This window comes from Polynucleobacter sp. AP-Kaivos-20-H2 (genome assembly GCF_018882215.1).
Lineage (GTDB): Bacteria > Pseudomonadota > Gammaproteobacteria > Burkholderiales > Burkholderiaceae > Polynucleobacter.
In genome coordinates this window covers 270,411-292,074 of record NZ_JACVOX010000002.1, presented here as the reverse complement: position 1 = coordinate 292,074, position 21,664 = coordinate 270,411, and the positions used below count along the sequence as shown (strand labels likewise).

The following is a 21,664-nucleotide window of genomic DNA, read 5'->3' as shown; positions in this document are numbered from 1 at the left end:
GGAAGATAAAAATGAATCTCGACTTAAGCGGACAAATTGCTTTAGTAACTGGCGCCTCACGCGGTATTGGTCAGGCAATCGCGGATGAGCTAGTGAAGTGTGGTGCCAAGGTAATTGGAACGGCTACATCCGAAAGTGGAGCTAAGGCGATTGATGAGCGTTTAAAAGCTTCAGGCGGTGCTGGCAAAGTATTGAATGTGACTGCCCCAAATGCTTGTGAAGAAATTATTGATCTGATCGTGAAAGAGTATGGCGGCATCAATATCTTGGTGAATAACGCTGGCATCACTCGCGACAATTTATCAATGCGTATGAAGTCTGAAGAGTGGACTGATGTGATTGATACCAACTTGAGTTCAGTCTTCCGTCTTTCTCAAGCAGTGATGCGTCCCATGATGAAGGCTCGTGGTGGCCGCATTATTAATATCACTTCAATTGTTGGCCATATGGGTAATCCTGGTCAGGCAAATTACGCAGCTGCAAAAGCGGGCGTTTCTGGAATGACTCGTGCCTTAGCCCGTGAAATTGGTAGCCGTAATATCACTGTGAATTGCGTAGCTCCTGGATTTATCGATACTGATATGACCCGCGCTTTGAGCGAAGAACAGCAAAATGCCCTAAAAGTGAACATTCCTTTGGCGCGTTTGGGTAGTCCAGAGGATGTCGCCCAAGCGGTGGCCTTTTTGGCCTCTCCGGCGGCTGGCTACATTACGGGTAATACCCTACACGTCAATGGCGGACTCTATTTAGCCTAACGGCAAAGCTAGGATTTGGTCATTTTTAGGCGAATTTGCTAATTCGGTCCGCCAAACTGATAAAATCCTTTCATCGTTTTTTACAACCCCTGGGGAAATTAATGGACAACATCGAACAACGCGTTAAGAAAATCGTCGCTGAGCAATTAGGCGTCGCAGAAGGAGACATCAAGAATGAATCTTCTTTCGTGAACGACTTGGGCGCTGACTCTCTTGACACTGTTGAGCTGGTTATGGCTTTGGAAGATGAATTCGGCATCGAAATTCCTGATGAGGAAGCTGAAAAGATCACCACAGTTCAGCTCGCGATCGACTTCGCTACATCAAAAGCTCAGGGTTAATTCCCTAGCCTAGGTATTACTGTGTCAGCATCAAATGGCCGACGCCGGGTTGTAGTTACCGGCCTTGGCCTTATCTCACCCGTTGGTAATTCAGTTGATGTAGCTTGGTCTAACTTGCTTGCGGGCAAATCAGGCATTGCTACCATCACTAAGTTTGACCATACTCCGCTTAGCGTTCATTTCGCTGGAGAGGTGAAAGATTTCAATGTCGAAGAATATGTTTCTGCCAAAGAGGCGCGCCATATGGATACCTTTATCCATTACGGCATTGCTGCTGGTACGCAAGCCATTCGCGACTGTGGTTTAGAGATCACCGAACAAAACGCTGAGCGTATTGGCGTCATGGTTGGCTCCGGTATCGGTGGCCTACCTATGATTGAGGAAACGGGCGCTGAGTTATTGGCTCGTGGCCCTCGTCGTATCTCCCCTTTCTTTGTTCCAGGCTCCATCATCAATATGATTTCTGGCCACCTCAGCATTTTGTTTGGTCTCAAAGGTCCAAACGTGGCTGCGGTAACAGCCTGTACAACGGGTTTACACAGCATTGGATTGGCTGCACGCTTAATTCAGTACGGTGATGCTGATGTCATGGTTGCTGGCGGTGCTGAATCTACTATCTCCGCATTAGGAGTTGGTGGGTTTGCTTCTGCAAGAGCGCTTTCTACTCGCAATGATGATCCTGCTACCGCATCACGCCCTTGGGATAAAGACCGCGATGGTTTTGTTCTGGGTGAAGGCGCAGGTGTAGTTGTGATTGAAGAGTATGAGCACGCTAAAGCCCGTGGCGCAAAAATCTATTGCGAATTACTGGGCTTCGGTATGAGCGGTGACGCTTATCACATGACTGCACCAAATATGGATGGCCCCCGTCGTTGCATGGTGAATGCAATGCGCGATGCCAAACTCAATCCAGATCAAATTCAGTATTTAAATGCTCACGGAACTTCTACGCCTTTGGGCGACAAGAATGAAACCGAAGCGATTAAAGCTGCTTTGGGCGATCATGCCAAAAAGGCTTTAATTAACTCTACCAAGTCGATGACTGGCCACCTTTTGGGCGGCGCCGGTGGCTTGGAGTCTGTTTTCACGATTTTGGCTCTTCATAACCAAAAATCACCACCTACTATCAATATCTTCAATCAAGATCCTGAGTGCGACCTGGACTACTGCGCCAATACCGCTAGGGATGTGAAGATTGACCATGCAGTCAAAAACAATTTTGGCTTTGGGGGTACTAACGGTACCTTGATTTTTGGCAAGCTGACCTAATATTCTTAATATCTTCATTGTTGGTTTTCACCAAGTAGGTCTATAGCATTATGAAAAAGTATTTAATTGCGCTCTTGGCTATCTTTGGTCTGGGGCAAGTTGCGTTTATTCCGCCTGCATTAGCTCAAAATCCTCGAGTCACTATTCCTGACTTTGCGGATTTGGTTGAACGCGCAAGTCCTGCAGTTGTCAATATTCGTACCACTGAAAAAGTAGTAGTGCAGCAAGCGCAAGGTGGCATTCCTGGGATGCCAGAAGATCAAGCGGAATTCTTTCGCCGTTTCTTTGGCGTACCTATTCCAGGAATTCCTAACGGACCTAAACCGGCGCAACCTAATCCAGGCAAGCCGCAAGAAGCAGATCGTGGCGTAGGCTCTGGTTTCATTATTGAATCCAATGGTTTGATTTTGACTAACGCTCACGTTGTTGAAGGTGCCACTACTATTTATGTAACTCTGACTGATAAGCGCGAGTTCAAAGCAAAGTTGCTTGGTATGGATAAGCGCACTGATGTTGCGGTTGTGAAAATTGAAGCACGTGATTTACCAAAGCTACCTTTAGGTGATTCATCCAAGGTGCGTGTAGGTGAATGGGTGCTAGCAATTGGCTCCCCGTTCGGCCTTGAGAACACGGTGACTGCAGGTATTGTGTCGGCGAAGAGTCGCGATACAGGTGACTACTTACCTTTTATTCAGACTGACGTTGCTGTGAATCCAGGAAACTCCGGAGGACCACTTTTAAATACTGCTGGTCAAGTGATTGGTATCAACTCGCAAATATTTAGTCGCTCTGGTGGCTATATGGGTATCTCTTTTGCGATTCCGATTGATGAGGCAATGCGTGTTGCAGATCAATTGCGCACTAATGGCAAGATGACTCGTGGTCGAATTGGTGTTGCTTTGGGTGAAATGACAAAAGAAGTTGCTGAGAGTCTTGGTTTAGGTAAACCTCGTGGTGCATATGTTCGCAATGTCGAGCCAGGTGGACCAGCAGCAGCTGGTGGCATTGAAGCGGGTGATGTGATTCTGAGTTTCAACGGGCGCGAGATTTCTAAATCAACCGACTTACCCAGAGTAGTTGGCGAAACGAAGCCAGGCACTTCCGTGCCAGTTCAAGTTTGGCGTAAAGGTGGAACCCGTGATTTAACAGTTACCGTAACTGATACCGAATCTACTCAGGCGGCTAATAAAAAGGCAGATGCCCCTGCGGCAAATGGCAATAGCGCCAATACCCTGGGAGTTGTTGTTGGTGAACTATCGGATGCCAAAAAGAAGGATTTGAATATCAAGGGCGGGGTTGAGGTAACCGGTTTAGGGGATGGCCCTTTGGCAAAAGCGGGGATTCGACCAGCTGACGTCATTATTCGGGTGGCAGATGCTGATATTACAAGCGTTAAGCAGTTTGAGGCTCTAGTTAAGGGTTTGGACGCCAATAAGGCTGTACCGGTCTTTATCCGCCGCGCTGACAGTACTTTAGTCGTTCCTGTAAGGCCTAAATAACCCCATTTTGGGCCTAAAAAAGCGGTTTGGCGCCTTTTAGGCGCCACCCATTACAATCACTTTAAGACGACTTTTTGCAGCGCATCATCGTGGTGCGTTCTGACAAGGCGTTTTTTGAATGACCTATTAAGACGCTATGGATTTAATCCGCAATTTTTCTATCATCGCCCATATCGATCACGGCAAATCGACGCTTGCTGATCGCATTATTCAGCTCTGTGGCGGTCTCTCCGATCGTGAAATGGAGGCCCAAGTTCTAGACTCAATGGATATTGAGCGTGAGCGCGGCATCACTATTAAGGCGCAAACCGCAGCTTTAAATTACAAAGCCAAAGACGGCAAGATTTACCATATCAACCTGATTGACACCCCGGGACACGTCGACTTCTCTTATGAGGTCAGTCGCTCTTTGTCTGCCTGTGAAGGTGCGTTGTTAGTCGTAGATGCGAGTCAAGGTGTTGAGGCGCAAACGGTTGCCAACTGTTACATGGCGCTTGAGTTGGGCGTTGAGGTTGTACCAGTACTCAATAAGATTGACTTGCCCCAAGCCGATCCTGAGCGCGCTAAAAAAGAAATTGAAGACGTCATTGGTATCGATGCTTCTGAGGCCGTCACCTGCTCAGCCAAAACAGGTTTGGGTGTTGCGGATGTCATCGAGGAAATGATCGCCAGAGTGCCGCCGCCAAAGGGTAATGCAGAAGATCCATTGCAAGCCTTGATTATTGACTCCTGGTTTGATAATTACGTAGGCGTTGTCATGTTGGTGCGCGTTGTGAATGGCACCTTAAAACCAAAAGAAAAAATCACCTTGATGGCTAATGGTTCAAGCCATTTAGTCGAGCATGTAGGCGTGTTTAGTCCGAAGTCAGTCGATCGTCCAGAGTTATCTGCTGGTCAAGTGGGTTTTGTGATTGCCGGCATTAAAGAATTAAAGGCCGCCAAGGTTGGTGACACCGTGACACATACTCCTGGGCAGCAAGGGCGAGTTCCTGCAGCCGAGCCACTGCCCGGTTTTAAAGAAGTGAAGCCCCAAGTTTTTGCTGGCCTATATCCAGTAGAAGCGAGTGAATACGATCAGTTGCGTGAGTCCCTTGAAAAGCTCAAGTTAAACGACGCCTCACTCTTGTATGAGCCAGAGGTATCTCAGGCTTTAGGTTTTGGATTCCGCTGCGGCTTCTTAGGTTTGTTGCACATGGAGATTGTGCAAGAGCGTTTAGAGCGTCAGTACGGCATGAATCTCATCACGACTGCTCCAACGGTGGTGTACCAAGTGGAGCAGTCTGATGGCACGCTCATGATGGTGGATAACCCGTCGAAGATGCCTGAGGCCAGCAAGATCAATACGATTCTTGAGCCTATCGTGACAGTTAATCTATACATGCCGCAAGAGTATGTAGGGGCGATGATTACCTTGTGCGTCGGTAAGCGTGGTATTCAGATGGACATGAATTACTTAGGTCGTCAGGTCAAGCTCACTTATGAGTTGCCGATGGCCGAGATTGTTTTGGACTTCTTTGACAAAATGAAATCCATCTCACGCGGATATGCCTCAATGGATTACGAGTTCAAAGAATATCGCCCAGCAGATGTTGTTAAGGTCGATATCCTGATTAATAGTGAGCGGGTAGATGCCCTCTCTGTGATTGTTCACCGCAGCAATAGTCAACATCGCGGGCGCGAAGTGGTAGCCAAGATGCGCGGCATTATTCCTCGTCAAATGTTTGATGTGGCTATTCAGGCGGCAATTGGCAGCAATATTGTTGCGCGTGAAAACGTCAAGGCATTGCGTAAGAACGTATTGGCTAAGTGCTACGGTGGTGACATCTCCCGTAAACGTAAGTTATTAGAGAAGCAAAAAGAAGGTAAGAAACGTATGAAGCAAGTCGGTAACGTGGAAATTCCACAAGAAGCCTTCTTGGCTATTCTGCAGGTGGAGGATTAATGAACTTTGCTCTAGTCCTTTTTATCTTGGTGATTATTTCTGGAATCGCTTGGGTTGCTGACAAATTGCACTTTGCCCCGCAAAGACGTTTGGCTGGTATTGACCGTATGCCTTTGTGGCTTGAATACACAGCAGGTTTCTTCCCAGTAATTTGTGCGGTATTTGTATTGCGCTCTTTTATCGCTGAGCCTTTTAAGATCCCTTCTGGCTCAATGATCCCTACATTACAAATCGGCGACTTCATTTTGGTCAATAAATTTACCTATGGAATTCGTTTACCGGTGCTCAATCAAAAAGTCGTTGACTTGGGATCACCCAAGCGCGGTGATGTTGTCGTGTTTCGTTACCCACGTGATGAGTCGGTGGATTACATCAAGCGCATAGTGGCCTTGCCGGGTGACGAAATCACTTATGAAAATAAGCGCCTGACTATTAATGGTCAGCCTCTGCAATATAGTGGTGGCGAGCCGTATCTCGATCCCGAGAATATGCGCTATGCCAAACGTTTCACAGAGACTTTCCCAGCAGACTTAAGCGGCAATCGTCATGACATCCTCAATGACCCAGATCGTCCAGCCACCGTATTTCCGACTGAACGTTTTCCAGGTTCTGAGTTCTGCCAGTACCAGCAGTCTGGCGTAACTTGCAAAGTACCTCCAGGGCATTACTTCGCGATGGGTGATAACCGTGACAACAGTGCAGACTCACGTTATTGGGGCTTTGTACCGGATAAAAACATTGTCGGTAAGGCCTTCTTTGTTTGGTTGAACCTGGGTAATCTTGGCCGCATTGGCGGATTCGAGTAAATATTATGAATGCGCGCGCCGTTATCGAAACTGGACCGTTGCAAGAGCGCCTTGGCTATACCTTCAAGAAGCCGGAGCTACTAAATCAAGCGCTAACTCATCGTAGTCATAGCAAGAAAAATAACGAGCGCTTGGAATTTCTGGGCGACTCTATTCTGAATTGCGTTGTTGCTGAAATGCTCTATGAGCGTTATTCAGATTTAGATGAGGGCGACCTCTCTCGCGTACGTGCAAACTTAGTAAAGCAACAAGCTTTATACGAAATTGCCCAAACTTTATCCTTGTCGGATTACTTGCGCCTGGGCGAAGGTGAGTTGAAGAGCGGTGGCTTCCGTCGCCCCTCTATCCTTGCTGATACCTTAGAAGCGGTGACTGGTGCGATCTTTATGGATGGTGGTTTTGATGCAGCTAAGGCCAGCTTAGGTAAGCTGTATTCCATCATCTTGGCGCACGTTGATCCTAAAACCTTAGGTAAGGACGACAAAACTTTATTGCAAGAATGCTTGCAAGGCTATCAATTGCCATTGCCGACCTATAACGTTACCGGCACTACTGGTGCTGCACACAATCAGCAGTTTGAGGTGGAGTGCTTGATTCCTAGTCACAAAGTGGCAGTCAAAGGTGAGGGTGCCTCGCGCCGTGCAGCTGAGCAAGCCGCAGCAAAGTTGGCCTTGATTGCTATGCTCAAGGCTTTGCCGCAAGAATCTCGTAAACCTAAGAAGACTCGGTCGGCCAAAAAGAAGGCAGCCAAAAAGGAAGTGACCGAAGAGCAGTTCAACCTTAAGCTGAAGGGCTAATCGTGTTTAGATGCGGCACCATCGCCATTGTTGGGCGTCCTAATATGGGTAAATCAACCCTTCTGAATGCATTGGTTGGTCAGAAGATCAGTATTACCTCTCGCAAGGCGCAAACTACACGCCACCGTATTTTGGGTATTCAGAATCGCGAAGAAGCGCAGTTTATCTTTATCGATACCCCAGGCTTTCAGACACGTTTAATGAACACCTTAAATAAAGCGCTGAATCGCACTGTAACCACCGCCTTGCAAGACGTGAATGTCGCCTGCTTCGTGGTTGAGGCTGGGTACTTTGGTGAAGATGATAAAAAGGTATTAAAGCTCCTGCCGGATGACTTACCAGTTGTTCTGGTCTTAAATAAGTTGGACTTGTTTAACAGCCGCTTTCAGACTCCATCAGAGCGTGACCAAGCACTCCTTAGCTTCATTAAAGATATGGCTCGCCCTTGGTGCGAACTAGGTGGCCATGAAGATCAGAAGTGTGAGTTTGCTGAGATCGTGCCGATGAGCGCCAAGAGTCCTGGTGATATTGAAAGATTGTTAGATGTTCTCGAGGGTTATCTGCCTGAGGCTGAGGCTGTCTATGATGGCGACACTATTACCGATCGTAGCGAGCGCTTCTTAGCTGCTGAGATTCTGCGTGAAAAAGTATTCCGCTTTACTGGTGAAGAACTGCCTTACACCAGCACGGTAGTGATCGATCAGTTCAAGATGGATGGCAAGATGCGTCGCATTGCCGCAACCATTTTGGTTGATCGCGATAGCCACAAGGCAATGATCATTGGTCAAAAGGGTGAGCGTCTCAAGAAGATTTCTACTGATGCCCGCATCGATATGGAAAAGCTCTTTGACGGCAAGGTCTTTTTAGAGACTTGGGTTAAGGTCAAGCGTGGCTGGGCAGATGATCGAGCTGAATTGCGGGCTCAAGGTCTGGAATAAGTTTCATGGCCTCGATTCGCATTGCTGACGAGCCTGCTTTTGTATTGCATAGCATTCCCTATAAAGAGACCAGCTTAATTCTGGATGTCTTTACTCGGCAATATGGCCGTATGGCTTTAATTGCTAAGGGCGCCAAGCGTCCGCACTCCACACTAAGGCCGGTATTGCAGCGCTTCCAGCCACTGCTTGTTTCTTGGAGTGGTAAATCAGAGCTCCGCACTTTAACGAAGTCAGAGTGGGTGGGAGGTATGCCTTCTTTGGTTGGCGATGCTTTACTCTGCGGCTTCTATCTCAATGAATTGCTCGTCAAGTTTTTAGCGCGTGAAGATGATTACGAAAGGCTTTACGATCGCTATTCCGAGACTATTAATGCTTTATCAAATCTGGAGTTCGAGTCTAAGGGCTTAGAAGAGATTTTGCGTCCATTTGAGTTGGCACTCTTGCAAGAGACGGGTTATGCGGCTGCCTTGGATCGCTGCGTTGAAACCAATGAAGCGCCCCTGGCTCAAGAGCAATACATCTATCAACCAGAGCGGGGTGTTCGCCCAGTTCAAGTGGATGATCCAGGACATTGGCCCGTTCTCACTGGGAAATCTCTTTTAGCAATTGCGGCGGGGGATTTCTCAGACCCTGAGACGCTTTCTGAGAGTAAGCAATTGATGCGTTTTCTTCTTGGCCTGCACTTGCAGGATCAGGTATTGACGACTCGCCAAATTTTGATTGATTTAAAGAAAATCTAGTAATCTACAGAGATGAGCAGCCATCCAAGCCTTGAACTGGGTATCAATATTGATCACGTCGCCACTTTGCGTAATGCAAGGGGTACGATCTATCCTGATCCACTGAGAGCAGCAGCCCTTGCTGAGGAGGCTGGCGCTGATTTAATTACTCTGCATTTACGAGAAGATCGTCGTCACATTAAAGATGCAGACTTGCTGGCACTTCGCCCGCTCATCAAAACCCGTATGAATCTAGAGTGCGCAGTGACGCCCGAAATGATTGATATTGCATGCAAGGTTAAGCCACACGATGTGTGTCTGGTTCCGGAGAAGCGTGAAGAAGTCACAACAGAAGGTGGTTTGGATGTCTTAGGGCATTTTGAGGCGGTGAAGGCCGCTACAAAAAAATTAGTTGATGCTGGTATTCGGGTATCTCTATTTATTGATCCAGAAGAAAAACAAATTCAAGCAGCTAAAGAAGTTGGTGCAACTGTAGTGGAATTGCATACCGGTCGTTACGCCGATTTATCTGGCGTCGACCAGGCTAAAGAGTTAGAGCGTATTCGTAAGGCTGCAATATTCGGAAAAAGTATCGGCCTGAGAGTCAATGCCGGTCATGGTTTGCATGAAGGTAATGTCAAACCAGTAGCCGCCATTGCTGAATTATCTGAACTCAATATTGGCCATGCGATTGTTGCTGAGGCCTTATTTAAGGGTTGGCAAAAAGCAATTATCGACATGAAAGCCTTGATGGATCAGGGCAGAGCCAGCGCTTAAGTATTAATAACAGCAAATAACAAAAAAGCCATTACAGTCAATATGATCATCGGTATCGGCACAGATATTCTACAGATTGAGCGCTTACAAGCGGCGTACGATCGCACTAATGGCCGCCTAGCTGAAAAAATTCTGGGGCCAGATGAGATGTTAGTTTTTAAACACCGACTTGCCAGAAATCACAAGCGTGGTATTGCATTCTTAGCCACCCGTTTTGCTGCCAAGGAGGCCTTCTCAAAAGCGATTGGTTTGGGAATGAGAATGCCGATGACTTGGCGTTCACTCCAAACCCTAAATGAGCCTAGTGGCAAGCCAATTACTTCTTACTTAGGAGCTTTGGCGCTATTTATGAAAGAAAAAAATTGGGAAGCTCACGTTACTGTGAGTGATGAGCAAGATATGGCAATTGCACATGTCATCGTTACTCAAAAGTAAATAAAAAATACAGTTGAAATAGAGGAAGAAATGAGTAAGTCAACCATGGCCCCCGGCCCAATCACTCTAGATGTAGTTGGTCTGGAATTAAATGCCGAGGATCGTCGGCGCATCTTGCATCCCCTAACTGGCGGCGTTATTTTATTCGGTAGGAACTTTGCCAATCGTCAGCAACTTACTAAATTAACTGCTGCCATTAAGAAGTTGCGTCCTGATGTGCTTATATCCATTGATCATGAGGGTGGTCGAGTACAGCGCGCAAGAACTGATGGCTTTACCCATTTACCAGCTATGCGTAAATTGGGTGAATTGTGGAGCGCTAAAAATAAATCAACCCATGCTGCAGAATCTGCTGCTATCGCAATGGCTGCTGCTACAGCCTGTGGATATGTGCTTGCTACTGAACTACGTGCTTGTGGAGTTGACTTCAGTTTTACACCAGTGCTGGATTTAGATTTTGGTCGCAGTGGCGTGATTGGCGATCGGTCTTTTAGCCGTGATCCACAAATAGTCTTTGCTTTGTCGAAGAGTCTGAATGAAGGTTTGCGTTTTGCTGGCATGGCCAACTGCGGCAAGCATTTCCCTGGGCATGGCTGGGCTGAGGCTGATTCGCACGTAGCTATTCCGGTAGACGAGCGCTCGTTAAAAGAAATCTTGAGTGATGATGCTAAGCCGTATGAATGGCTCGATTTGAGCTTGGCATCGGTGATGCCGGCACATGTGATCTATCCAAAGGTAGATAAGAACCCAGCAGGATTTTCAAAGATCTGGCTCCATTCCATCCTCCGTCAAGAATTAGGCTTTGAGGGTGTGATCTTTAGTGATGATCTGTCGATGGAGGGTGCAAGTGTTGCAGGGTCAGTAGTGAAGGGCGCTGAAATGGCCTTAGATGCTGGTTGCGATGCAGTGTTAATCTGCAATCGCCCAGATCTTGCGGATCAATTGCTCTCCAAACTCAAGGTCTCAAAAGCAAAACAATCTGAATCTGCGGTACGTTTAAATCGTCTGATGCCGGTGGCGCCAGCGCCGACATGGAGTGAGTTGCAGAACGAGGCTCAGTACCAGCACGCTAAAGGCTTACTTGCGCAGTTAAGTCTGATTGCTGAATAAGTAAATATTGGTCTGTAGAAATAAAAAAGCCCGGCATGCCGGGCTTTTTAACATCTTTAGCTAGTTAATTACAAATTAGTTAGCGCGGCTACGATATTCGCCAGTCCGAGTATCGATCTCGATCTTGTCGCCAGTATTGCAGAACAATGGAACTTGCAATTCATAGCCAGTTGCCAATTTTGCGTTCTTTAATACCTTGCCTGAGCTGGTATCACCTTTAACCGCTGGCTCTGTGTAGATGATTTCGCGAACCAATGAGTTTGGCATTGCTACTGAGAGTGCTTTACCTTCGTAGAACACCACTTCACATGGCATGCTTTCTTCGAGATAGTTCAATGCATCACCCATGAACTCAGCTTCAACTTCGTACTGGTTGTATTCAGTATCCATAAACACATACATTGGATCTGCGAAATAAGAATAAGTACATTCTTTCTTATCAAGAATCACAACATCAAACTTGTCATCCGCTTTGTAAACGCCTTCGTTTGGCGCGCCAGTTAACAAATTCTTAAATTTCATTTTCACAACAGAGGAGTTGCGGCCAGAGCGGCTGTATTCTGCTTTTAAAACGACCTGGGCATCGGTGCCGATCATCACTACGTTACCAACGCGGAGTTCTTGTGCTGTTTTCATCTTGCTATTCCTGGGAGCAGAGCTAATTTTCTGCGGTTTTAATCAAAAACAAGATTGTAACCGCCCGCAAGCCTTTATTGCTTGGGATTAGGCGACAAAGCGGATTAAACGTGCTGGCAGGCCGCCATCCGCTTGTTTTTCTAGTAAATGGGTGCGCCAGTGCTTGGCATGCGCATTCCAAGCATCCAGGCTGCCAAACCATTCACCGGGCATTGCCCAGGTCATGGCGGCAATGGTAGCCAACCTTAATTCTTGGCTAGCCTCTTCCAGATATAGATCCAGAAACGCTGCTAATTTCACTTCATGGGCGCGATCTTCTTGTGGATAGATGTGCCAAATAAATGGTTTGCCCGCAAGCTGCGCTCGCACAAAAGAATCCTCTCCTCGCACAATGTTGAAGTCGCATTGCGATAGCACCCAGTCATATTCATCCTGAGATACAAATGGCATTGAGAGCAGCTGGATATTGTTGGGTAGAGAGATGGGGTGCTCTCCATAAAGACTGAGTTGCTCAGCATGACCATGAGCAAGTAAGACATCAAAATCTTCACCAAGACGGCCTAAGTCAGTTAGCCATTTTTTGAGAGGAGCGCCTGGGTAGCAAAAAACACTGATTCTTTTTGCCCCAGTACGCAGCTTGGACCAGGAAGCCTTCAGATCGTCAGGAATATTTTTTGCCACAAGATGACCTTCTGGTGGAATGGGGTCCAGCAATAGCCCACCCGCCTCATCCTGAAAGCCGGGAAAGAAAAAATATTTCGGAATGCCGTGTGATTGAGGTGAGGCCTTGCCATGAAAATCAATCACCCAGGGCTCTGCGCTCAAGTATTCCAAGTTAATGATGATGGGTTTGACCGGGGCGATAAATAGGCCTGCCAAGTAACGTTCTGGTAATTCACAGCCAAAGGCCTCAATCACAACATCGGGTATTTTTACTGGGTGACGAGCATTAGCGTGACTAGCCTCCCATGGCTGCGTATCAATTTTTTGCTTAATGGATGGGTCTACTCCAGATGCGAGTAAATTAAGGGTTGGCAGGTCATCGCAAAAAATACGAACCTCTTGCCCATGATTGCTTGATAAGCTTCGGGCTAGACGCCAGCAAACACCGGCATCACCATAGTTATCGACGATTTGGCAGAAAATATCCCAACGCATGAGTAATTCGCTTTTCGAAACCCTTCAGCAGGATGTTAAACGGCTACCCGGATTGCCGGGGGTATATCGCTTTTTTGATGAAGTGGGACATATTCTGTATGTAGGCAAAGCGCGCAACCTCAAAAAGCGTGTCTCTAGTTATTTCCAGCGTACCCAGTTATCACCGCGTATCGAGCTGATGGTGGGCAAAATTGCCCGCTATGAGACAACGGTAACACGGACTGAAACGGAAGCCCTTATTCTAGAGAACAATCTCATTAAAGAGTTGGCTCCCCCATTCAACATTCTCTTTCGTGATGACAAGTCTTATCCCTATGTGATGTTAACGGGGCATCAATTTCCCAGGTTAGCGTCATATCGTGGAAAAGTGGATAAGCGCAATCATTACTTTGGACCATTCCCGAATAGCTGGGCAGTACGCAATAGCGTGCAGATTCTTCAAAAAGTATTCCGCTTAAGAACTTGTGAGGATTCTGTTTTCAAGAATCGCAGCCGTCCTTGCCTCTTGCATCAAATTCATCGCTGCAGTGCCCCATGCGTCGGTCGCCTCAGTGTTGAGCAGTATGGGCAGGATGTTGCTCAAGCTACTCGATTTTTAGAGGGCGATCACAGCCGAGTGTTATCCGAGCTTGAAAAAGAAATGCACAAACATAGCGAATCAATGGAGTTTGAGATGGCTGCGGTGTTGCGAGATCGCATTGCTGACTTATCCAGTGTGTTGCAGCAACAGTCGATGGATACCGTTGCTGAGGGTGAGGGTGATGTGGATGTGATCGTTGTAGCGCAAATGGAGGGCATGGTTTGTGTGAACTTAGCAATGATTCGTGGCGGCCGTCACTTGGGTGATAGGGCGTATTTTCCCAAAGGTCTGCGCTCCACTTCCGGTGAGTTGCCATCCCCTGCGGAAATACTAGAGGCCTTTATTACGCAGCATTATTTAGAAGAGCATGCGGATGAAACTGCTGCCAATTTAATTCCACCTGTACTCGTTCTAAATCATGCCCTGCAATCAGCAAGTGATGATTTGACTAAACTCAATGAATCTCCGCCTGAAGATTTGCACGAGCTATTAAATGTACAAGCTGGTAGAAAAATTACTTTCTTGCACCAACCTCAAGGTCAAAGACGTCACTGGCTTGGAATGGCAGAGGGAAATGCGAAGATTGCACTTACTAAACGCTTAGTTGAGACGGGTGGACAGTTGGCTAGGGCACGTGCATTGGCTGATATCTTGAGCCTCGAATTGGAAAGTCTTGAGCAGTTGCGCATCGAATGTTTTGATATTAGCCACACCTCTGGTGAAGCAACCCAAGCATCTTGTGTGGTGTATGCCAAAAACGCGATGCAGTCGAGTGAGTATCGACGGTTCAATATTAATGACATCACACCAGGTGATGATTACGCAGCTATGCGCCAGGTCTTGCAGAGACGCTATGCCAATTTTCAAGAGCTGCCTGTTGAAAAGATTCCTCAAGTGATTTTGATTGACGGCGGCAAAGGCCAGGTAGAAATGGCAAGACAAGTTCTTTCTGAATTTGGCATAGATGTGGGTTTGATCGTGGGTGTTGCTAAGGGTGAAGGTCGTAAGGTTGGATTGGAAACACTCATTTTTGCAGATGGACGTAAGGCGTTGGAGTTGGGTATCGACAGTGCGGCATTGCTATTGGTGGCTCAGATACGGGATGAGGCGCACCGCTTTGCAATTACCGGCATGCGCGCTAAACGTGCTAAGGCTAGGACAATCTCCCGTCTAGAGGAGATTGAGGGCATTGGTGCCAAGCGTCGTCAAAAGCTGTTGGCTCGTTTTGGTGGCTTAAAGGGTGTCTCTAATGCCAGTATCGAAGAGATTGCCAGTGTTGAAGGCGTCTCTTTGACGCTTGCTGAACAGATATATCGTCAGCTTCACTAGGAGCATTGACCGTTCTTGGTTTATGCTTATCCAATGCCTTTCAATCTACCGATCGCCCTAACCTGGTTGCGTGTTGCTGCGATTCCGCTATTGGTAGCTATTTTTTATCTTCCCAATTCCTGGCTTACTCCGTTTGATAAGAATTTGATTGCCGCAATCATCTTTATCTCTGCCGCCATTACTGATTGGTTAGATGGTTTCTTGGCCCGCCGTTTAAAACAAGAATCGGCATTTGGCCAATTTTTAGATCCAGTGGCAGACAAGCTGATTGTTGCTGCCGCATTATTGGTTTTATTGAATATGGATCGAGTGCAAGTTTGGGTTGCACTCATCATCATTGGACGTGAAATCACGATCTCCGCTCTGAGAGAGTGGATGGCTTTATTAGGGGCCGGAAAAAGTGTGGCAGTTCATATGGTTGGTAAGCTCAAAACAACTGCTCAACTCGTAGCCATTCCCTTTTTATTGCTCAATGACACCTTATTTGGTTGGTTAAATTGCGCGCAAGTAGGCACTTGGTTAATTTGGATTGCCTCCTTTTTAACGCTTTGGTCGATGTTCTATTACATGAAAAAGGCCTTGCCTCAGCTCGCTGGAAAAATAGACTAAGCGTTGTAAAGCCCAGCCAGTTAAGCTTTTCAGGGAGATTGAATTCCCTTGGCTTTTAGGTTTTGCTGTGAATAATGCTTTCTTGCAGATTGTTTGTTAAACTACTGCCCTGTTATGCGGGAATAGCTCAGCTGGTAGAGCGATACCTTGCCAAGGTATAGGTCGGGAGTTCGAACCTCCTTTCCCGCTCCAAGTTCGATGGGAAGCCCTCAAAAGCTTCCCATTTTTGATTCAAGAGTATGGCGCGTTGGCCGAGTGGTTAGGCAGGAGCCTGCAAAGCTTCGTACGGGGGTTCGATTCCCTCACGCGCCTCCAGTAATTTCGCTTGACGAAATAGGTAGAGCACCTAAAATACTTTCAGCAGGTATAAGAAAGTCGCATCAATTCTGTAAAGCGAAAAATGATCAAACTTCACACCCTTAAACTCAGCACTCTTACTTTGTCCCTATCGGTATTGTTAGGGGCATGCGCTAGCTCTGGCGATTCGCCAACAGGTACCCCACAGGAAGTTCAAGAAGTTCAGGCTCAGTTGTTGGGTGATATGCCTTTGCCGGCAGCTTCAAAAATTATTGGTGCGGATTCATTAATTATTGGTCGCGGTGATAACTGGGTCGGTCGTGTAGTTTTATCTGGTGTGCAAACGCCCACTGATATTTATGCATTTTTCCAGTCTGAATATCCACGTGCCGGCTGGACAACTGTGAGCGCAGTGAAAACAAAAACGAGCATCTTGGTATTCACCAAAGGTGATCGTACTGCTACAGTGGAACTCAATGAAGGGTCATTAACTGGACCAAAGACATTGATCACGATTACTTCTTCACCAAAGAATGCTAACGTAGTGGCGCCTAGTAAGAAGTAAATCAAAAATACCGCTCTTCACGGCAGCAAATAAAAAGGCCTCTACTCAGAGGCCTTTTCTTATATGCAACCTTGCTTAAAGGCCTTCAGCCCTAATTAAGCCAACCGCTTGTCCTTCTATAGCAAAGTTGGGCTGACGATCATCTACCAAAATGTTTTTGAAGTCTGGGTTCTCTGCTTGTAATTCGATGACCATTCCGTTTGCAGTTTTCTTTTGTTGCCAACGCTTCACAGTCACTTCATCATCAAGGCGAGCAACAACAATGTCACCGTTGCGAACTTCAGTTGTTTTTCTGACTGCTAAATAATCACCATCCAAAATACCCGCATCGCGCATGCTCATTCCTTTTACTTTTAATAAGTAATCAGCACCTTTGCTAAATAAATTGGGGTCAACTGGAACATGCTTTTCAATATGTTCCACAGCCATGATTGGAGATCCAGCGGCAACACGACCAATTAATGGCAATGTGAGTTGTTGCAATGCGCCTGACGGTAAAGAAAGTTGGCGGTATTTATTGCTATTGTGCGATTGATTAAATCGTTGCGGAATTCGAATGCCGCGTGAAGTGCCGGGAGTTAATTCGATGTAACCTTTTTTGGCAAGTGCGCGCAAATGTTCTTCGGCAGCATTGGCAGAAGCAAATCCAAGTTGCGTGGCTATTTCTGCACGAGTGGGTGGCAGACCGCTTTCATCGATGGCCTTAGTAATCAGCTCCAAAATCTCATTCTGACGTGGAGTGAGCTTGGGGAGGGCAGTCAGCCCCTCCGGAAAATCAACTGTATTTATGTCCATACTGGGATTGTATACAGCAGTATTTGATAGATCAAGCTATTTAAGGGGGATAATGAGGTATGAGCTCTCAACAAAATACTTCCGAAACCTCACCTCACATCTTGGTGTTGGGAATGGGCGGCACGATTGCCGGTTTGGCGCCGAGCCCGACAGATAAACCTATGCAATATGAAGCTGGCCAGGTCGAAGTCGCCTCCTTACTTACCCATATTCAATCTGCCGTCCCAGAAGGCATTAGCTTAGTTTCAAGGCAGGTTGCCAATATCAATAGCCGCAGCCTGACAGAGCCCCTATTGACCTTACTTGGCGAGGCTGTAAGAGAGACCCTTGCTAATACCTTGGTTAAAGGGATAGTGGTCACTCACGGAACCGACACGATTGAAGAGACGGGTATCTTTTTGCAGCTGACTTGCGGTAAATATGCTCAAAATTTAGGCAAAAGAGTGATCTTAACGGGCTCCATGTTGCCGTCCAATGCCCCTAAGGCGGACGGTCCATCCAACTTGCTGGATGCTATTCGTTGGGCATCTAGCCCATTAGATGATTGCCCAGGCGGCATATATGCCGTAATGGATGGCAGGGGTTGTTTGGCTATGGACCTAGCAAAACGCCACGGTAGCGCCCTCAATGCGCCTATCCAAGCTTCTCCTAGCAGCTCAGTTGGGCTGATTAATCCATCCTGGCTGTCTGGGGTGAAGGCGGTTCAGGCGCTTTGGAGTGAGGATTTGCCCATTCCTAAAGAGGGCGAATGGTCTTGGGTAGAGATATTGACAAGCCATGCAGGTGCTCGCTCAGAAACGATTACCCATTGGCTGAACTCCAAAGTAAAGGGCTTGGTCCTTGCGGGTTCTGGCATGGGAGGCTTTCATGATGCTTGGAGAGATCCCTTGGGAGCAGCGGTAAAGCATGGAATTGCCTTGGTGAGAACTACAAGAACGGGCGCGGGTGAAACCCTATCTGATTTGCCTGAAAAAGACATTGGCGGGTGTTTGGCATCAGGCAGTCTTACTGCTCCTAGGGCCAGAATTGCACTCCAGCTAGCGTTGAATGCAGAAAAACAAGCCCAAGTAGCTGGTAAATCCCTGACTTGGCAGGATTTTTTTGCTAGAATAGCGGTCTTGCCTGTAATACGGTAAGTGCTGAAAAGCAGTTGTAAAAGTGTTGTTAGCAGTACCTACAATTTGTTACTACCTTGTCACACTGGCGCTGAGTTCACAACCATCAGAACTTAGCAAGACGCCCAGGTGACTCTATCCTTAAGGAGTGTTAGATGCGTCATTATGAAATCGTCTTTATCGTCCATCCGGACCAAAGCGAGCAAGTGCCAGCGATGATCGATCGTTACAAAGCTACATTAGCAGCTGCGGGCGGCAAAATTCATCGTATGGAAGACTGGGGTCGTCGTCAGATGGCTTACATGATCGACAAGCTTGCTAAAGCCCACTACGTTTGCATGAACATTGAGTGCGACCAGAAAACTCTGGAAGAGCTCGAGCATGCGTTCAAATTTAACGATGCTGTTTTGCGTCACCTCATCATCAAGACTAAGAAAGCTGAAACAGAGCCTTCCATCATGATGAAAGAAGTGCAACGTGAAGAAGCGCGTAAATCTGCTCAAGCCGACGCTCCTGTAGCGACAGCCTAAGTTAGAAATTTGAAGAGGAATACACAGACTAGAAAACGTATCAGAGAAGCGGAGCGGCGTTGAATCATTTCACCCTCACTGCAATCTTGGTATCTAAAGACGCGATTCGATTTACACCAGCAGGAATACCGGTGATGCATTGCCAGCTAGAACATAGCGGCCAAGCAAACGAGGTAGGAGTGGCAAGGAAAATTCAGATGAACGTTGAAGCCATCACAATCGGTCCGATACAAAAGGACTTAGAGCGAATGGATTTGGGAACTGAGGCAGTGTTTGAAGGATTCTTAGCACCCAAGACTCTACGTAATCAAAGACTTGTTTTCCATATTACCCATATTCAATTGAAAAATTAAAGAGGAAATCATCATGGCGTTTGGAAAGAAACCCGATTTCAAAAAGAAACCAGCTCAGAACCCATTGTTCAAGCGTAAGCGTTATTGCCGTTTCACTGTTGCTGGCGTAGAACAGATTGATTACAAAGATGTAGATACATTGAAGGACTTCATTGGCGAAAACGCCAAGATCACCCCTGCTCGTTTGACAGGCACAAAAGCAAAGTATCAGCGTCAGTTAGACACTGCTATCAAGCGTGCTCGTTACTTGGCTTTATTGCCATTCTCCGATCAACATAAGAAATAATTGGGAGCCCTCAATGCAAATCATTCTTTTAGAAAAAGTAACTAACCTGGGCAACCTTGGCGACGTGGTTCGCGTTAAAGACGGTTTCGCTCGTAACTTTTTAATCCCACAACGCAAAGCGCGTCGTGCAACTGAAGCAGCAATTGCTGATTTTGCAGTTCGTCGTGCTGAGTTGGAAAAATTAGCTGCTGAGAAATTGGCTGCTGCTGAAGTAGTTGGCGCAAAGCTCAAAGATTTGGTTCTCGAAATCGGTCAAAAAGCGGGTGTTGACGGTCGTTTGTTTGGTTCTGTAACCAATCATGACATCGCTGATGCTTTGAAAGCTAAAGGCTTCACAATTGAGAAGTCTTCAGTTCGCATGCCTACTGGCCCATTGAAAATGGTTGGTGATCACCCTGTAGCGGTTGCTGTGCATACCGACGTAGTTGCAGACATCACTATTCGTGTAGTTGGCGAGCAAGCTTAAGTTTTAGATCTGTAAACTAGCCACATGGCTGAATCCCGTTCACGTTCCGTTACGCTGAATCCTGGCATGATGGGTTCTGGGGATGCAGTTGTGCAGGCTTTAAAAGTCCCGCCGCATTCTGTAGAAGCCGAGCAATCTTTGCTCGGCGGTCTACTGATCGATAACTCCTCTTGGGATAACCTGGGTGGAGTATTAAACGATAAAGATTTCTATCGCCCCGAACATGCTTTGATCTACAAAGCGATTGCTCGTTTGGTTGGCGACAATCATCCCGCTGACGTCATTACTGTTCATGATGCAATTAAATCTGAACAGGGTGGTGATTTGGTTGGTATTGATTACCTAAATTCATTGGCGCAAAACACTCCCAGTGCTGCGAACATTAAAGGCTATGCCGATATTGTTCGTGACCGCAGTATTTTGCGTCGCTTGATCGAAGTTTCGGACAGCATTGTTAATTCTGCATTCGTTCCTGAGGGACGTACGGTAAGAACTTTGTTGGATGAAGCTGAATCACGCATTCTTCAGATTGGCGAAGAAGGTAGTCGCAAAGCTGACTATCTTGAGATTGAGCCTTTGCTGAAAGCTGTTGTTGCCCGTATTGATGAGCTATACAACCGCCAAGGCGGTAGCGACATCACTGGTATTGCAACTGGCTTCATAGATTTAGATAAGCAAACTAGTGGCTTGCAAAAAGGCGACTTGGTGATTATTGCCGGAAGGCCGTCGATGGGAAAAACGGCGATGGCGCTGAACATTGCTGAAAACGTAGCTTTAGCCGAAGGTTTGCCAGTAGTTATATTTTCCATGGAGATGTCGGGTGAGCAATTAGCCGCACGTCTATTAGGTTCAGTAGGGCGCGTTGATCAAAGTCGCATGCGTACTGGTAAGTTACAAGATGATGAGTGGCCTCGTGTTACAGATGCTATTGCTCGTTTAAGTAATACCCAAATTTTAATTGATGAGACTGGTTCTTTATCCAGCTTAGAGTTGCGTGCACGTGCACGTCGGATTGCCAGAAACTTTGGTGGAACTCTTGGTTTAGTAGTGATTGATTACTTGCAGTTGATGAGTGGCTCTGGTTCTGAAAACCGCGCAACCGAGATTTCTGAAATCTCACGCTCACTCAAATCACTCGCAAAAGAATTGCAGTGCCCAGTCGTTGCGCTCTCACAGTTAAATCGCGGCCTTGAGCAGAGGCCTAATAAGCGTCCGATCATGTCTGATTTGCGTGAGTCCGGTGCTATTGAGCAAGATGCAGACTTAATTATGTTCATCTATCGTGATGAGGTTTATCACCCAGATACCACTACTGATAAAGGTATAGCTGAGATCATCATCGGCAAGCAGCGTAATGGCCCAATTGGAACTATTCGGGTAAGTTGGCAAGGTCCATATACTAAGTTTGATAACTTAGCGATAGGCTCTGTGGGTTACTCTTCTGGTGGATACGAGCCGTTCTAAATAAATAAAACTAAATAAACAGATAAAGAAAAAGCCTCATACTGTGAGGCTTTTTTAATGCAAAAAATTAATCAGATCAAAACAGATTCAATA

24 protein-coding genes and 2 tRNA genes are annotated in these 21,664 nt (G+C 46.7%); 23 read left to right on the top strand and 3 right to left on the bottom strand.

Annotated elements, in window-relative coordinates:
* Positions 1-11 precede the first annotated feature (11 nt).
* The 12 genes from fabG (at position 12) to nagZ (ending at position 11,388) form a co-directional block, all read left to right on the top strand.
* Positions 12-755, top strand: coding sequence for a 3-oxoacyl-ACP reductase FabG (fabG, locus tag ICE89_RS05860; protein ID WP_216263979.1), 744 nt, complete (start codon positions 12-14; stop codon positions 753-755).
* 101 nt (positions 756-856) lie between these two features.
* Entirely contained in the window at positions 857-1,096 is a 240-nt protein-coding gene (acpP, locus tag ICE89_RS05855) for an acyl carrier protein (RefSeq protein WP_011902246.1), read from the top strand.
* Positions 1,097-1,117: 21 nt separating this feature from the next.
* On the top strand, positions 1,118-2,365 hold the full coding sequence (gene fabF, locus ICE89_RS05850; protein WP_216263980.1) for a beta-ketoacyl-ACP synthase II: 1,248 nt from the start codon (positions 1,118-1,120) through the stop codon (positions 2,363-2,365).
* 50 nt (positions 2,366-2,415) lie between these two features.
* Positions 2,416-3,864 carry a DegQ family serine endoprotease gene (locus ICE89_RS05845; protein ID WP_216263981.1) on the top strand — a complete coding sequence of 483 codons (1,449 nt, stop codon included), beginning with the start codon at positions 2,416-2,418 and terminating at the stop codon, positions 3,862-3,864.
* A gap of 136 nt (positions 3,865-4,000) precedes the next feature.
* A complete protein-coding gene (gene lepA / locus ICE89_RS05840; protein WP_215359382.1) occupies positions 4,001-5,806 on the top strand; it encodes a translation elongation factor 4 in 1,806 nt (601 codons plus the stop codon).
* Positions 5,806-6,612: a signal peptidase I gene (gene lepB / locus ICE89_RS05835; protein ID WP_216265191.1), complete on the top strand. Its 807-nt coding sequence runs from the start codon at positions 5,806-5,808 to the stop codon at positions 6,610-6,612. The genes lepA and lepB overlap by 1 nt, the downstream gene beginning before the upstream one ends.
* 5 nt (positions 6,613-6,617) lie before the next feature.
* Complete coding sequence (gene rnc / locus ICE89_RS05830; protein ID WP_216263983.1) at positions 6,618-7,409, top strand: ribonuclease III; 792 nt, start codon at positions 6,618-6,620, stop codon at positions 7,407-7,409.
* 44 nt (positions 7,410-7,453) lie between these two features.
* A complete protein-coding gene (era, locus tag ICE89_RS05825) occupies positions 7,454-8,347 on the top strand; it encodes a GTPase Era (protein ID WP_216860192.1) in 894 nt (297 codons plus the stop codon).
* Positions 8,348-8,352: 5 nt separating this feature from the next.
* Positions 8,353-9,087 carry a DNA repair protein RecO gene (gene recO, locus ICE89_RS05820; RefSeq protein ID WP_215359390.1) on the top strand — a complete coding sequence of 245 codons (735 nt, stop codon included), beginning with the start codon at positions 8,353-8,355 and terminating at the stop codon, positions 9,085-9,087.
* A 12-nt stretch (positions 9,088-9,099) separates the two neighbouring features.
* The gene (pdxJ, locus tag ICE89_RS05815; RefSeq protein ID WP_216265190.1) at positions 9,100-9,843 is read left to right on the top strand and encodes a pyridoxine 5'-phosphate synthase; all 744 of its coding nucleotides are present in this window, start codon (positions 9,100-9,102) and stop codon (positions 9,841-9,843) included.
* Positions 9,844-9,885: 42 nt separating this feature from the next.
* A complete protein-coding gene (gene acpS, locus ICE89_RS05810) occupies positions 9,886-10,278 on the top strand; it encodes a holo-ACP synthase (protein ID WP_215359394.1) in 393 nt (130 codons plus the stop codon).
* A gap of 30 nt (positions 10,279-10,308) precedes the next feature.
* On the top strand, positions 10,309-11,388 hold the full coding sequence (nagZ, locus tag ICE89_RS05805) for a beta-N-acetylhexosaminidase (protein WP_216265189.1): 1,080 nt from the start codon (positions 10,309-10,311) through the stop codon (positions 11,386-11,388).
* Positions 11,389-11,463: 75 nt separating this feature from the next.
* Here the strand turns inward: nagZ and efp are convergent, their stop codons facing one another.
* Positions 11,464-12,024, bottom strand: coding sequence for an elongation factor P (efp, locus tag ICE89_RS05800; RefSeq protein ID WP_072583128.1), 561 nt, complete (start codon positions 12,022-12,024; stop codon positions 11,464-11,466).
* 87 nt (positions 12,025-12,111) lie between these two features.
* Complete coding sequence (earP, locus tag ICE89_RS05795) at positions 12,112-13,182, bottom strand: elongation factor P maturation arginine rhamnosyltransferase EarP (RefSeq protein ID WP_216263986.1); 1,071 nt, start codon at positions 13,180-13,182, stop codon at positions 12,112-12,114.
* Between earP and uvrC the strand changes: the two genes are divergently transcribed.
* The 5 genes from uvrC to ICE89_RS05770 all read left to right on the top strand — a co-directional run bounded on the left by uvrC (position 13,181) and on the right by ICE89_RS05770 (position 16,562).
* Positions 13,181-15,091, top strand: a complete 1,911-nt coding sequence (gene uvrC / locus ICE89_RS05790) for an excinuclease ABC subunit UvrC (RefSeq protein WP_216265188.1) — start codon at positions 13,181-13,183, stop codon at positions 15,089-15,091. The genes earP and uvrC overlap by 2 nt on opposite strands.
* 33 nt (positions 15,092-15,124) lie before the next feature.
* Positions 15,125-15,700 carry a CDP-diacylglycerol--glycerol-3-phosphate 3-phosphatidyltransferase gene (gene pgsA / locus ICE89_RS05785; RefSeq protein WP_215359402.1) on the top strand — a complete coding sequence of 192 codons (576 nt, stop codon included), beginning with the start codon at positions 15,125-15,127 and terminating at the stop codon, positions 15,698-15,700.
* 116 nt (positions 15,701-15,816) lie between these two features.
* Positions 15,817-15,892, top strand: a tRNA-Gly gene (locus ICE89_RS05780).
* Between the two features lie 49 nt (positions 15,893-15,941).
* A tRNA-Cys gene (locus tag ICE89_RS05775) sits at positions 15,942-16,015 on the top strand.
* Between the two features lie 85 nt (positions 16,016-16,100).
* Positions 16,101-16,562: a hypothetical protein gene (locus ICE89_RS05770; RefSeq protein ID WP_216265187.1), complete on the top strand. Its 462-nt coding sequence runs from the start codon at positions 16,101-16,103 to the stop codon at positions 16,560-16,562.
* Between the two features lie 75 nt (positions 16,563-16,637).
* Here ICE89_RS05770 and lexA read toward each other — a convergent pair whose 3' ends face one another.
* A complete protein-coding gene (gene lexA, locus ICE89_RS05765) occupies positions 16,638-17,357 on the bottom strand; it encodes a transcriptional repressor LexA (protein ID WP_216122116.1) in 720 nt (239 codons plus the stop codon).
* A gap of 59 nt (positions 17,358-17,416) precedes the next feature.
* Here lexA and ICE89_RS05760 point away from each other — a divergent pair, with 59 nt between their 5' ends.
* The 6 genes from ICE89_RS05760 to dnaB all read left to right on the top strand — a co-directional run bounded on the left by ICE89_RS05760 (position 17,417) and on the right by dnaB (position 21,571).
* The gene (locus ICE89_RS05760) at positions 17,417-18,493 is read left to right on the top strand and encodes an asparaginase (RefSeq protein ID WP_216265186.1); all 1,077 of its coding nucleotides are present in this window, start codon (positions 17,417-17,419) and stop codon (positions 18,491-18,493) included.
* A 134-nt stretch (positions 18,494-18,627) separates the two neighbouring features.
* Positions 18,628-19,002 carry a 30S ribosomal protein S6 gene (rpsF, locus tag ICE89_RS05755; RefSeq protein WP_072583121.1) on the top strand — a complete coding sequence of 125 codons (375 nt, stop codon included), beginning with the start codon at positions 18,628-18,630 and terminating at the stop codon, positions 19,000-19,002.
* A 59-nt stretch (positions 19,003-19,061) separates the two neighbouring features.
* A complete protein-coding gene (priB, locus tag ICE89_RS05750; protein ID WP_072583120.1) occupies positions 19,062-19,355 on the top strand; it encodes a primosomal replication protein N in 294 nt (97 codons plus the stop codon).
* Between the two features lie 13 nt (positions 19,356-19,368).
* Positions 19,369-19,641: a 30S ribosomal protein S18 gene (rpsR, locus tag ICE89_RS05745; protein WP_011902267.1), complete on the top strand. Its 273-nt coding sequence runs from the start codon at positions 19,369-19,371 to the stop codon at positions 19,639-19,641.
* Between the two features lie 13 nt (positions 19,642-19,654).
* Positions 19,655-20,107, top strand: a complete 453-nt coding sequence (gene rplI / locus ICE89_RS05740) for a 50S ribosomal protein L9 (RefSeq protein ID WP_072583119.1) — start codon at positions 19,655-19,657, stop codon at positions 20,105-20,107.
* 24 nt (positions 20,108-20,131) lie between these two features.
* Complete coding sequence (gene dnaB, locus ICE89_RS05735) at positions 20,132-21,571, top strand: replicative DNA helicase (RefSeq protein ID WP_370624899.1); 1,440 nt, start codon at positions 20,132-20,134, stop codon at positions 21,569-21,571.
* Positions 21,572-21,664 lie beyond the last annotated feature (93 nt).